Origin of the sequence: Paracoccus sp. MBLB3053 (assembly GCF_031822435.1) — a bacterium.
Lineage (GTDB): Bacteria > Pseudomonadota > Alphaproteobacteria > Rhodobacterales > Rhodobacteraceae > Paracoccus > Paracoccus aurantius.
This window is the reverse complement of sequence record NZ_JAVQLW010000001.1, coordinates 755,100-766,283: the sequence shown is the minus strand read 5'-3', so window position 1 is coordinate 766,283 and position 11,184 is coordinate 755,100. Positions and strand designations below refer to the sequence as shown.

Below are 11,184 nucleotides of genomic sequence, written 5' to 3'. Positions count from 1 at the left end.
TAAGATTACTTCAGCTGATCTTCGGTGTAGTAGCCCGACCCGACCAGAACCTCTTTCAGGTTCGATTCGGTCACTGCCACCGGCTCCAGCAGGTAGGACGGAACGACTTTCACGCCGTTGTCGTAGGTTTCGGTGTCGTTCACCTGCGGCTCTTCGCCCTTGATCATGGCGTCGACCATGCCGACGGTGACCTTGGCGAGTTCGCGGGTGTCCTTGAAGATGGTCGAGTACTGCTCGCCCGACAGGATCGACTTGACCGATTGCAGTTCGGCGTCCTGACCCGACACGATGGGCATTTTCAGGTCGCCCGAGCCGTAGCCCACACCCTTGAGCGAGGACAGGATACCGATCGACAGACCGTCATAGGGCGACAGGACGCCGTTGACATGCTTGTCGGTGTAATTGGCCGACAGGATGTTATCCATGCGGGACTGGGCGGTGGCCGGGTCCCAGCGCAGCGTGCCGACCTTGTCCATGCCCTGCTGGCCCGACGGGATCACGATCGAGCCGTCGTCGATGAGCGGTTGCAGGACCGACATCGCGCCGTCGTAGAAGAAATAGGCGTTGTTGTCGTCCGGGCTGCCACCGAACAGTTCGACATTCCACGGCTTTTCGTCCGGGAAGCGCTCTTCCAGACCATTCACCAGGGTGCTGGCCTGCTCGACACCGACCTTGAAGTTGTCGAAGGTGGCGTAATAGTCGATATCCGGCGTGTCGCGGATCAGGCGGTCATACGCGATCACCTTGATGTCGGCGGCCTTGGCGTTTGCCAGCGCGTTCGACAGGGTGGTGCCGTCGATCGCCGCGATGACCAGCACATTGACGCCCTTGGTGATCATGTTCTCGATCTGGGCAAGCTGGTTCGGGATGTCGTCATCTGCATATTGCAGATCCGTTTCATAGCCCGCGTCCTGGAACTGCTTGACCATGTTATCGCCGTCAGCGATCCAGCGCGCCGAGGTCTTCGTGGGCATCGAGATGCCGACCAGGCCGTCTGCCAGCGCGAAGCCGGGCACCGAAAGAACCGCGACCGAAGCAGCGGCGAGGGCGAGTTTCTTGAGGGTGAACATATTTCCTCCCGTTATATGGACACGGCAGAAGACGGCGCTTTGCGGCGCCTGTTGGATCTTCCGGTGTATCCCCCCAATGTTGCGATCCGGCCGAGCCCTTCCCGATACCGCTGACCGCAGCAGCGATGTTCTGCACCGCTTGCCTGCGACGTAAGCTATCGTTTCGGCCTTGTTGGCGTCAATTTCGGTTTCTGTCGCCGGTTATACCTTTTATGATATATCTTAGCGCTAACATTTAGATGTGAATACGGTGACGAGATGCGTGGGAATCGCGATCTGGGTGACGAACTTGTCTCTCGGGGCATCAAACTGCGGCAATTGGCTTTGCTGGTCGCGGTTGAGCGCAGCGGGCAGCTTAGTCTGGCGGCGGCAATGATGAATATCACCCAGCCGGCCGCATCACGGCTGCTTTCGGACCTTGAGCGGATCGTCGGTGCGCAACTTACGCGGCGTCACAGTCGGGGCGTGACACTGACCGCCGCCGGAGAACGCCTGGCATCACGGGCGCGTTCGATGCTGAGAGATCTGGATATCGCGGGTCGGGAGGTGCGCGACATCGACCGAGGCAAGGTCGGCGCGGTCCATCTTGGTTCGGTGTCCGGCCCTTCGCTCGACCTGGTATTGCCCATCGTCCGAAGTCTCGAGCAGTCGGAACCGCATCTGCGCGTCCATATCGACGTCTCCTCGAGCGACCGACTTGCCGCGGAACTGTTGTCGGGTCGGCTTGATCTCTATCTTGGTCGCGTTCCCGATGGCACGGATGCCACAGCGTTCGACCTGACGCCGATCGGTCCCGAGCCGCTGTCGCTGATCGTCAACAGCGATCACCCGCTGGCACGCCTGAAGCGATGCGAATTGCGCGACTGCCTCGAATATGACTGGGTGATGCAGCCCACGGGAAGCATGCTTCGCGGCGCGGTCGAGCGCTATCTCACGGACCGGGGACTGGGCATGCCCCGCACCATCATCGCGACGGCCTCGCTCACGCTGACATTGGCCTTCGTGATGCGTTCTCAGGCGGTCGGTATCCTTTCGACCGCGGCGGCCGAGCTGTTCTCGAAGGAGTCAGGCGAAGCGCCAATCCGGGCGTTGCGGGTCGCACCCGAACTGCAGGTGGCGCCGTATTCGATCGTGACGCTCAGGGATCGGGTTCCGACACCGGCCGCACAGTTGTTTCTGAATGTCCTTCGCGAAGGGCTGCGACTTCGCCACGCCTGATCGCGTGCGCTCAGCCCGCCCGGAGATCCTGCCATTCGGGGTGCCGGGCGAATTGCGCTCGTACATAGGTGCATGAGGGCACGATCAGAAGTCCGTTGCGCCGGGCATCCTCGATCAGGCGCTGGACAAGCGCCGTCGCAGCGCCGGTTCCGCGCATGGCATTGGGGGCGTAGGTATGATCCGCCACGATGATCCCGGGTCCACCAGACCGCCAGGTCAGTTCGGCCTCGCCTTCGGTTCCATCAATCGAAGCAATGTAGCGGCCGGATGTACCGTAATCTTCGTGGGCAACATGTATCAGGGGTTGCGACATCAGTCTCTCCGTCTTCGTCGCATTGCAACGCCCAAGACGGTTTTTCGGGTCCCGAACGAGGTCCCGTATGGCAGAAACTTGCCTGTCTTTCACGGGAATTTGCGCAGCGGGGCCGCAATCGGCCCACGCAAGTCGCATTGAGCTTCAAGAGCCGTGGTCAGGCGCGTTCCGAATATTCGAAAAGCTCGGTGTTCACGACGATATCCTCATCAACACCCACGAAGGGCGGGATCATCACGCGCACGCCATTGTCGAGGATCGCGGGCTTGAAGCTTTTCGCGGCGGTCTGGCCGTTCAGGACTGGCTCGGTTTCCGCGACGCGGCAGACGACTTTCTGGGGGATGCGCACGGAAAGAGCTTCATCGCCGTAATATTCGACGGTGGCGGTCATGCCATCCTGCAGGAACGGACGGCGATCGCCCAGCAACTCGGCGTCCAGCTCGATCTGCTCGAAGGTTTCATTGTCCATGAACACCAGTCGACCGTCGGTCTCGTAAAGAAACTGCTGGTCCTTGTTGTCGAGACGGACCTGATCGACCTTGTCTTCCGACCGGAAACGCTCGTTCAGCTTGCGTCCGTCTCGAAGATTCTTCAACTCGACCTGAGCGAAAGCGCCGCCCTTGCCGGGTTTGACATGGCTCACCTTGACCGCTGCCCAGAGCCCGCCGTCATGCTCCAACACGAAGCCCGGCTTGATTTCATTGCCATTAATCTTGGCCATTCAGGTTTACCTTGCGGAAGTTGTGGGAAACCTGCGGCTCGTCATCTTGAACCGCGGTCGCGCGAACCTATATCTGCGAGCATGTTCCGCCGCAACCGAAACGTCTTTTCGGCGTTGTCAAGGTCTGGCGGGGCTTTCCGAGGTGTCTTCAAAGCGTCAGCAAGCGCAAGCTAGATTGAGTTTGCTTGGGTTTGCATGGGGCGCATGGCAGTCATGTGGGTTGAGGCATACCGAATCAGCAGCGGAATCGGCTAATCCCGCTGTGCTTCGCCAGTCAAGGCGACTTCACGGTCAGGCAGGGGCCCGACCGTTATGATGCGGTACTGCAAGAAAAACAGGATAAAGTAGATGCGCGATTTCGTGGATGGTTCGGCTTTTAATTTCGAACAAGGGCAACGTGCCCGCAAGCTTTTTGCCGCCGTTGTACTGGCTGCGCTTGATGATGCGATCGCGGATGACAAAAAATACGGCAACGGGCCCGATCAGATTGCACGTTGGGCACGCTCGCGCGATGGGCGCGAGGTGCTTTCCTGTGCTGGCATCGACCCGAATGAGCGCGTCGTGAAAGGCCTGATGGAGTTCGTGGCGAAAGGCGTGCGGACCTCGGTCGCATTGTCGCGCGAAGAGAGCGAGCGCCGCCACGCCGCCGAAGAGGCTGACGCGGCTTAACTTCCACAGCTGCTTGCAGATTGCCAAGGCCGTCCTTCCGGGCGGCCCTTTTCAATTTCATCAGCGAAACAGGTTCAGCGCCAGTGGCGCGATGATCGCCGTCAGGACAGCGTTGAGCCCCATGCCGATCCCTGCAAAGGCTCCGGCCGTCTCGTTGACCTGGAAGGCGCGGGCCGTGCCGATTCCATGCGCAGCGACGCCGACCGCAAAACCGCGCGCCCGCCAGTCATGCACCCGCAACAGGTTGAGAAGCGGCGTCGCGATCATGGCGCCGAAGATGCCGGTCAGCAGAACAAGAACTGCGGCGATGGTGGGCTCTCCGCCCAACCCTTCGGCGATGCCGATGGCGACCGGCGCCGTAGTCGATTTCGGTGCTAGGCTCGCCATCATGACATCGGAAAGCCCGAAGGCCTTCGCCAGGGCAAGGACCGAGACGACCGCCACCAGCGATCCGGCGACGAGTGCGGCCAACAGCGGGACGAGCGCATTTCGCAGGCGCTGAAGGTTCTCGTAAAGTGGCATGCCCAAGGCCACGGTGGCCGGACCAAGCATGAAATGGACGAATTGCGCCCCTTCGAAATAGGTCTGGTAGGTCGTCCCCGTCGACCAAAGCAGCAATGCAAGCACGAATACCGCGAACAAGACGGGATTGGCCCAGCTTTGGCGTCGGGCCGCGCGGAACAGCCTATCCCCCAGCCAATAGGCAAGAAGCGTCGCGGTGAGCCAGAGCAATGGCCCCTCGGCGAGATAGGACCAGATCAGGGCCGCGTCATTCATCGCTCATCCCGCCCCATGACCCTTACGACGAATGCGAAGACCAGCGCGCCCGCTGCGATGGCCAATGCCGTCGAAACCATCAGTGCCGTTGCGATCGCGAAGCCATTGCTCCGGAATTCGGGAAGATGCGCGATGACGCCGACACCGGCCGGAACGAAGAACAACGAAAGATTGGCCAGCAGGCCCCGTGCGGCCGGGCGCAACATCTCGGCGAGCCTTGGTTTTGCGCTGCATGACAGAACCAGCAGGACAAGCCCGATCACCGGGCCGGGTAGGGGCATGCCCAGCCCGCGCGCGGCGATTTCGCCGACGAGTTGAAACGACAGGAGAATGGCCAATGCGGGAATCATGACGGCAGATTATCGCCCGAAAATGCGCGGTCCATCTCTTAAATCTTGTGGATAACATGTTTGTAGCCGCCAGATCTTGTGGCTTGGATTGACTTCGGGGGGGTAATCACCAAGAATCTCTGCGTTTCGCCTCTATCAAGGGACACTTCCGCATTGCGTTTCGACCGACTGCGCCTCAACGGCTTCAAGAGCTTCGTGGACCCGACCGATCTGGTCATTCACGAGGGCCTGACCGGCGTCGTGGGCCCCAATGGCTGCGGCAAGTCCAACCTGCTTGAGGCGCTGCGCTGGGTCATGGGCGAAAACCGCCCGACCGCGATGCGGGGCGAGGGGATGGAGGACGTGATCTTCGCCGGCACCGCGCGCCGGACTGCGCGCGCCCATGCCGAGGTCACGCTCACCATCGACAACAAGGACCGTCTCGCTCCGGCCGGGCTGAACGACAGTGACGCTCTCGACATTTCCCGGCGGATCACCCGCGATGCCGGCTCAGCCTACCGGATCAACGGCAAGGAGGTTCGGGCCCGCGATGTCCAGATGCTTTTCGCAGATGCCTCGACCGGCGCGCATTCGCCCGCGCTGGTGCGTCAGGGCCAGATTTCCGAACTTATCAATGCCAAGCCAAAGGCCCGCCGGCGCATCCTTGAGGAGGCGGCCGGTATTTCCGGACTTTACCAGCGTCGGCACGAGGCAGAGCTCAAGCTGAATGCGGCCGAAGCGAACCTGACGCGCGTCGACGACACGCTGGACCAGCTTTCCACGCAGGCCGCCTCGCTGGCACGTCAGGCGCGCGCCGCCGCCAAATATCGCGAGATCGGGGCCGTCTTGCGGCGGGCCGAAGGTCTGCTGCTTTATCGCCGTTGGGCGGATGCCGACCAGGCCAAGGCCCAGACCGCCGAAATCCTGCAAGAGGCGATCCGCGCGGCTGCGGAAGCCGAGACTGCCGCGACGCGCGCCATTGCCGCCCGCGAAGAGGCAGAAAGGCATCTGCCCCCGCTGCGCGAGGAAGAGCAGGTCGCAGCCGCGATCCTGTCCCGCGCGACCGTTGAGCGCGAGGCGCTGGATGAGGCCGAGGCGCGTGCGGCGCAGGCGATCAGGACGCTTCTGGCCCGCATTGCCCAGCTTGATCGCGACATCGAGCGCGAATCCGCGCTGAACCGTGACGCGGGTGAGGTGATCGAGCGCCTGGATTGGGAGCGGCGCGAGCTTGAAAAGGCCGGACATGGCCATGAAGAGAAGGTCGAGGCTGCGGAGGGACTGGCAGAGGAAGCTTCCGAGGCCTTGCGCGAGATCGAGGACAAGCTGGGAGAATTGACCGATGAATCGGCTCGGCTCGCGGCGCGTCATCAATCGGCCGAGCGTCTGGCCCATGATCTGCGCCAGATGATGGACCGGGCGATCCGGGCGGCATCGGAAGCCGAGGCGGCCGCGACCTCCGCCGACGAGGCCAGGACCGTTGCCGCCGTCGCCCGAGATGCGGCCGAGGAAATGCTCGAGGTAGCGCGCCAATCCGTTGAATCCGCCGAGGAAAGCCTTGCCGCTGCCGAAGAGAGCAGGGCAGAGCTGGAAGCCGAGGAATCCGATGCCCGCGCGGTGCGTGCCGAGGCCGAGGGCGAACTTTCGGCGCTGAACGCCGAAATGGCCGCGCTGAGACGCCTCGTCGACCGCAGCGACAAGAGCGGGCAGGCGATTCTGGATCTGGTTCGTGTGGCGAGCGGGTTCGAGAAAGCCTTTGGTGCAGCACTTGGCGATGACCTGTCGGCGGGGCTTGCCCGGGACGGTTCGGGATGGCATCTGCTGCCGGGCTTTGGCTCGGCCCATCCGCTTCCCGAAGGCCTCGCTTCGATCTCGTCTCAGGTGCAGGGGCCAGAGGAGCTGTCCCGCCGGCTTTCGCAAGTCGGGCTTATCGCGGATATCACGACGGGGGAAAGGCTGCAGGCGGCTTTGGCTCCGGGACAGCGACTGGTCACGAAGGAAGGTGATCTGTTCCGCTGGGACGGCATGCGGGTGATGGCTGATGACGCCTCATCCTCGGCTGCGTTGCATCTTCAAAAGGTGAACCAGCTTGCCGAAATGACGGTGCAGGCTGAGGCGGCGCGATCGCGGGCCGAGGCTGCGACGGCGTCGCATCAGGCCCTGCGCGAGCGGCATGCGGCTGCAAGCGAGGCCGAGAAACGCGCCCGCGATGCCCGGCGTGAGGCCGAACGCGGACTGTCGGACGCAGCACGGGCCGTTACCCGCGCGGAATCCGAGCAGTCGATGGCGCAGAGCCGGGCAGAGGCGGCCCGCGCCGAATTGGCGCGCCATCGGGCGGATGCAGGTGATGCCCGGTCGAGGCTGGCCGAGGCCGAGCGGGGTATCGCCGAATTGCCGGACAGGGGCAGCATTGCCGCCGCGCTCGAACATGCGCGGACCGCTGTCGAGGCCGGACGCATCGCGACGCTCACGCGGCGCAGCAGGCTGGATGAGCTGAAGCGCGAGGCAAGTTCGCGGACCCGCAGATTGCAGGAAATCGCCAAGGAAGCATCCGGCTGGAAGCTGCGCCTCGATCAGGCCGACACACGGGCCAATGAACTGACAAACCGCCGCGAACATGCGGCCGAAGAGCTTGAGGCAGCCGAGGCCCAGCCCGAGATCCTGGCCGAGCGCCGCGAAAGCCTGACCGAATCCGAGGCACGGGCGGCTGCCCGGCTTGCGCGTGCCCGGGCCGCGCTTTCCGCCGCCGACCAGGGGTTGCGCATGACGGCCGAGACAGAGCGCGAAGCCCAACGCGCCGCGTCGCAGGCCCGCGAGCTACGTGCCGCCCGTGAGGCAAGGGCCGAAGCCGCGATTGAAGCCGAGGCGACGGCGCGTGCCCGCATCCACGAGGATACGGAATCGACCCCTGAGGCCCTGCTCGAGTCATTGGGCGAAATCGAGGAAGTCTCGCTCGACACGCTTGAGGATCGCATCCAGCGGTTGCGTCAGCAAAGGGATGCGCTTGGCGCCGTGAACCTGCGCGCCGAGGATGACAAGCAAGAGCTGGAAACCGAACGCGACCGGCTGAACGGCGAAAAGGAAGACCTGACCGAGGCCATCCGCAAGCTGCGCCAGGGCATCGGCAGCCTCAATCGTGAAGGCCGGGAAAGGCTGCTTGCCGCTTTCGACACCGTGAACCAGAGCTTCACCAATTTGTTCACCCATCTTTTCGGAGGGGGCGAGGCCCGGCTGGTGCTTGTCGAATCCGATGACCCGCTCGAAGCGGGGCTGGAAATCATGTGCCAGCCGCCGGGCAAGAAGCTTTCGACACTGAGCCTTCTGTCCGGTGGCGAACAGACGCTTACGGCGCTCGCGCTGATCTTCGCGGTCTTTCTCGCGAATCCCGCGCCGATCTGTGTCTTGGACGAGGTGGATGCGCCTTTGGACGATGCGAATGTCACGCGCTTTTGCGATCTGATGGACGAAATGACCCGTCGGACCGAGACGCGATTCCTTGTGATCACGCACCACGCCGTGACCATGGCGCGCATGGACAGGTTGTTCGGTGTGACAATGGTTGAACAGGGCGTCAGTCAACTCGTCAGCGTTGATCTGAAGCGCGCGGAAGCTCTGGTGGCCTGATTCACAAAACGCTAATAGGTCTGCCATCCCTCCTGCGGAGTTCCAGACCAAAAATGCGTGCGCTTTGCGCTTATCTTATTGCCGTCAGCTTGCAATCCATGCCGCTGGCGGCCGCCCAAGTGACGGGCGATCCCGAAATCATCAGCAAGATCATGACCGAGCTGGGTCTTGAAGTCACGCAAGGGCAGGACGTCGAGGGCCTGCCGATGCTTGAAAGCGAGGTCGATGACACGCTGTTCAATGTGTTCTTTTATGAATGCAAGCCGCAATGCCGCCGCATGCAGTTCGTCACCGGCTTCCAGATGAGTGAGCCGATGACGCCGGAAGACGCGAATGACTGGAACCGCGACAACCCGTTCGGCAAGCTTGTGGTGGCTGAATCCGGAAATCCCTATCTCGAAATGGATATCGGCCTTGCAGGCGACGGTCTGGGACGCGAGAATTTCGAGGACGCGCTGGCGACCTGGCGTGCCGTCCTGGGCGATTTCCGCGCCGCCATCACAGACTGAGGGGATATCATGAGCATCGAGACGAAACTCGCCGAACTGGGCATTACGCTTCCGGACGCGCCCGCGCCTGCGGCGAATTACGTGCCCTTTGTCATCTCGGGGAACATGCTGTTCGTCTCGGGGCAGATCAGCGCGCAGAAGGGCAAGCTCGGTGCCGACCTGGCGGTCGAAGCGGGTGCCGAGGCCGCCCGGACCTGCGGCCTTGCGCTGCTCGCGCAGGCCCGCGCGGCGCTTGGCTCGCTTGACCGGGTCAAGCGGGTCGTGAAGCTGGGCGGCTTCGTCAATTCGACCCCCGAATTCACCGATCAGCCCGAAGTCGTCAACGGCTGCTCGAACCTGATGGTCGAGGTGTTCGGCGACAAGGGCCGTCACGCCCGCGCCGCTGTGTCTGCGCCCGCCTTGCCGCGCGGCGTTGCTGTCGAGGTCGAAGCGATCTTCGAGATCGAGTGATGGGTCTCCATCCCGATTTTCTTCGCCTGCCGATCTCACATCGGGGGCTGCATTCGGCTGGAAAACCGGAAAACAGCATGGCGGCCTTTCGTGCTGCCATCGCGTCGGGCTTCGGTATCGAATGCGACATCCAGGCGGCGGCCGATGGAACGCCCGTGGTCTTTCACGATGACGATCTGACCCGCCTCACGGGCGCCGAAGGCCTTGTCCGCGCCCTGGGCATCGACATGCTTTCGATGCTGAGGATCATGGGAACGGACGAGCCGATTCCGACCTTGGCCGAGCTTCTGGCGGAAGTGGCGGGGCGCGTGCCCCTGCTGATCGAGATCAAGGACCAGAGCCTGAAAGCCTCCGAGGATATCGGCGATCTGTCCGAACGCGTGGCAGGGCTTGTTGCGGGTTATACCGGGCCGGTGGCAGTCATGTCGTTCAACCCCCATAGCGTGGCGACCCTTCACAAGACCGCGCCGGATGTGCCCGTGGGTCTGACCACCTGCGGCTACGAGGGCGCAGACTGGCCGGATCTTGATCCCGAGAGGCGAGAACATCTTGCTGCAATCGCGGATTTCGAGCGGATCGGAGCCAGTTTCGTTTCGCATGACCATAACGATCTCGACAATCCGGCTGTGGCCGCCCTGAAAAATCGCGGCATTCCGGTTCTGACCTGGACGATACGCACGACCGAAGAAGAGAAGGCTGCCCGCCGGGTTGCCGACAATATCACGTTCGAGGGCTACTTGCCGGAGGGAAGATGAACGGTGTGAAGACGATGATCGTCACGGGGGGCTCGCGCGGGATTGGCCGGGCAGTCGCCCTGCTGGCTGCCGAGCGCGGCTGGAACGTCGCCATCAGCTGGCGCAACGATACCGAGGCGGCGCAGGACGTGCTGGCCCAGATCCGCGCCAAGGGGCGCAGGGCAACTGGCGTACAAGGTGATGTCGCGAACGAGGCCGATGTCCTTGCGCTTTTCGACGCGGCCGAAGCCGAGCTTGGCCGCATCGATTCCGTGGTCGTGAATGCGGGGATGCTTTCGCAGGCGATGCCGCTTGCCGAAATGAGCCTTGATCGGATGCAGCGTGTGATCGACGTGAACGTGATCGGCGCGCTGCTGACCGCACGCGAGGCGGCGCGACGGCTGAAGCGCGGCAAGGATGAACCTTCCGGCTCGATCGTCCTGATCAGCTCGGCCGCAGCGCGGTTGGGGGGCGCGGGCGAATATGTCGACTATGCCGCAAGCAAGGGCGCCATCGACAGCCTGAATATCGGGCTCGCCAAGGAACTCGCCCCTGACAATATTCGCGTGAACGCCATCCGGCCCGGGCTGATCGAGACCGAAATCCACGCATCGGGTGGAAACCCGGACCGCGCCCGGACATTGTCGTCGGGCGTGCCGATGGGCAGGCCGGGCAGCGCCGAGGAAGTTGCAGAGGCAATTCTGTGGCTGGCTGATGAGCAGGCTAGCTATGTCACGGGAACTAACCTGGAAGTGACTGGCGGTCGCTGACAA

Annotated in this window: 12 protein-coding genes; 7 read left to right on the top strand and 5 right to left on the bottom strand. The window is 62.9% G+C overall.

The genetic code is table 11. The features are described 5' to 3' along the window. Window positions 1-5: 5 nt before the first annotated feature. A complete protein-coding gene (chvE, locus tag RGQ15_RS03855) occupies window positions 6-1,070 on the bottom strand; it encodes a multiple monosaccharide ABC transporter substrate-binding protein (RefSeq protein WP_311158906.1) in 1,065 nt (354 codons plus the stop codon). A 258-nt stretch (window positions 1,071-1,328) separates the two neighbouring features. On the opposite strand from chvE, the gene RGQ15_RS03850 reads away from it, so the two are divergent. Further along, window positions 1,329-2,288 carry a LysR family transcriptional regulator gene (locus tag RGQ15_RS03850; protein ID WP_311158905.1) on the top strand — a complete coding sequence of 320 codons (960 nt, stop codon included), beginning with the start codon at window positions 1,329-1,331 and terminating at the stop codon, window positions 2,286-2,288. Between the two features lie 10 nt (window positions 2,289-2,298). Here the strand turns inward: RGQ15_RS03850 and RGQ15_RS03845 are convergent, their stop codons facing one another. Further along, complete coding sequence (locus tag RGQ15_RS03845; protein WP_311158904.1) at window positions 2,299-2,601, bottom strand: GNAT family N-acetyltransferase; 303 nt, start codon at window positions 2,599-2,601, stop codon at window positions 2,299-2,301. A 157-nt stretch (window positions 2,602-2,758) separates the two neighbouring features. Beyond that, window positions 2,759-3,322 carry an elongation factor P gene (gene efp / locus RGQ15_RS03840; protein WP_311158903.1) on the bottom strand — a complete coding sequence of 188 codons (564 nt, stop codon included), beginning with the start codon at window positions 3,320-3,322 and terminating at the stop codon, window positions 2,759-2,761. Between the two features lie 348 nt (window positions 3,323-3,670). Here efp and RGQ15_RS03835 point away from each other — a divergent pair, with 348 nt between their 5' ends. Continuing rightward, window positions 3,671-3,991 carry a DUF6280 family protein gene (locus RGQ15_RS03835; RefSeq protein ID WP_024842734.1) on the top strand — a complete coding sequence of 107 codons (321 nt, stop codon included), beginning with the start codon at window positions 3,671-3,673 and terminating at the stop codon, window positions 3,989-3,991. A gap of 60 nt (window positions 3,992-4,051) precedes the next feature. On the opposite strand, the gene RGQ15_RS03830 is transcribed toward RGQ15_RS03835, so the two are convergent. Together RGQ15_RS03830 and RGQ15_RS03825 are read right to left on the bottom strand one after the other, a co-directional pair. Continuing rightward, on the bottom strand, window positions 4,052-4,768 hold the full coding sequence (locus RGQ15_RS03830; RefSeq protein WP_311158902.1) for an LrgB family protein: 717 nt from the start codon (window positions 4,766-4,768) through the stop codon (window positions 4,052-4,054). Next, entirely contained in the window at window positions 4,765-5,106 is a 342-nt protein-coding gene (locus tag RGQ15_RS03825; RefSeq protein ID WP_409201301.1) for a CidA/LrgA family protein, read from the bottom strand. Before RGQ15_RS03825 ends, RGQ15_RS03830 begins: the two co-directional genes overlap by 4 nt. A 165-nt stretch (window positions 5,107-5,271) precedes the next feature. On the opposite strand from RGQ15_RS03825, the gene RGQ15_RS03820 reads away from it, so the two are divergent. Genes RGQ15_RS03820 through RGQ15_RS03800 form a run of 5 tightly spaced genes read left to right on the top strand, consistent with a single transcriptional unit; the run spans window position 5,272 to window position 11,181 of the window. After that, a complete protein-coding gene (locus RGQ15_RS03820) occupies window positions 5,272-8,718 on the top strand; it encodes a chromosome segregation SMC family protein (protein WP_311158900.1) in 3,447 nt (1,148 codons plus the stop codon). A gap of 53 nt (window positions 8,719-8,771) precedes the next feature. Continuing rightward, window positions 8,772-9,227 carry a YbjN domain-containing protein gene (locus RGQ15_RS03815; protein ID WP_311158899.1) on the top strand — a complete coding sequence of 152 codons (456 nt, stop codon included), beginning with the start codon at window positions 8,772-8,774 and terminating at the stop codon, window positions 9,225-9,227. Between the two features lie 9 nt (window positions 9,228-9,236). Next, window positions 9,237-9,677, top strand: coding sequence for a RidA family protein (locus RGQ15_RS03810; RefSeq protein WP_311158898.1), 441 nt, complete (start codon window positions 9,237-9,239; stop codon window positions 9,675-9,677). After that, window positions 9,677-10,432, top strand: coding sequence for a glycerophosphodiester phosphodiesterase family protein (locus RGQ15_RS03805; RefSeq protein ID WP_311158896.1), 756 nt, complete (start codon window positions 9,677-9,679; stop codon window positions 10,430-10,432). Before RGQ15_RS03810 ends, RGQ15_RS03805 begins: the two co-directional genes overlap by 1 nt. Further along, window positions 10,429-11,181, top strand: coding sequence for an SDR family oxidoreductase (locus RGQ15_RS03800; RefSeq protein WP_311158895.1), 753 nt, complete (start codon window positions 10,429-10,431; stop codon window positions 11,179-11,181). The genes RGQ15_RS03805 and RGQ15_RS03800 overlap by 4 nt, the downstream gene beginning before the upstream one ends. The last annotated feature ends 3 nt before the right edge of the window (window positions 11,182-11,184 follow it).

Bases quoted from the DNA above. Each gene is read 5' to 3' on its own strand.
- chvE (WP_311158906.1), bottom strand. From the start codon at position 1,070: ATGTTCACCCTCAAGAAACTCGCCCTCGCCGCTGCTTCGGTCGCGGTT.
- RGQ15_RS03850 (WP_311158905.1), top strand. From the start codon at position 1,329: ATGCGTGGGAATCGCGATCTGGGTGACGAACTTGTCTCTCGGGGCATC.
- RGQ15_RS03845 (WP_311158904.1), bottom strand. From the start codon at position 2,601: ATGTCGCAACCCCTGATACATGTTGCCCACGAAGATTACGGTACATCC.
- efp (WP_311158903.1), bottom strand. From the start codon at position 3,322: ATGGCCAAGATTAATGGCAATGAAATCAAGCCGGGCTTCGTGTTGGAG.
- RGQ15_RS03835 (WP_024842734.1), top strand. From the start codon at position 3,671: ATGCGCGATTTCGTGGATGGTTCGGCTTTTAATTTCGAACAAGGGCAA.
- RGQ15_RS03830 (WP_311158902.1), bottom strand. From the start codon at position 4,768: ATGAATGACGCGGCCCTGATCTGGTCCTATCTCGCCGAGGGGCCATTG.
- RGQ15_RS03815 (WP_311158899.1), top strand. From the start codon at position 8,772: ATGCGTGCGCTTTGCGCTTATCTTATTGCCGTCAGCTTGCAATCCATG.
- RGQ15_RS03810 (WP_311158898.1), top strand. From the start codon at position 9,237: ATGAGCATCGAGACGAAACTCGCCGAACTGGGCATTACGCTTCCGGAC.
- RGQ15_RS03805 (WP_311158896.1), top strand. From the start codon at position 9,677: ATGGGTCTCCATCCCGATTTTCTTCGCCTGCCGATCTCACATCGGGGG.
- RGQ15_RS03800 (WP_311158895.1), top strand. From the start codon at position 10,429: ATGAACGGTGTGAAGACGATGATCGTCACGGGGGGCTCGCGCGGGATT.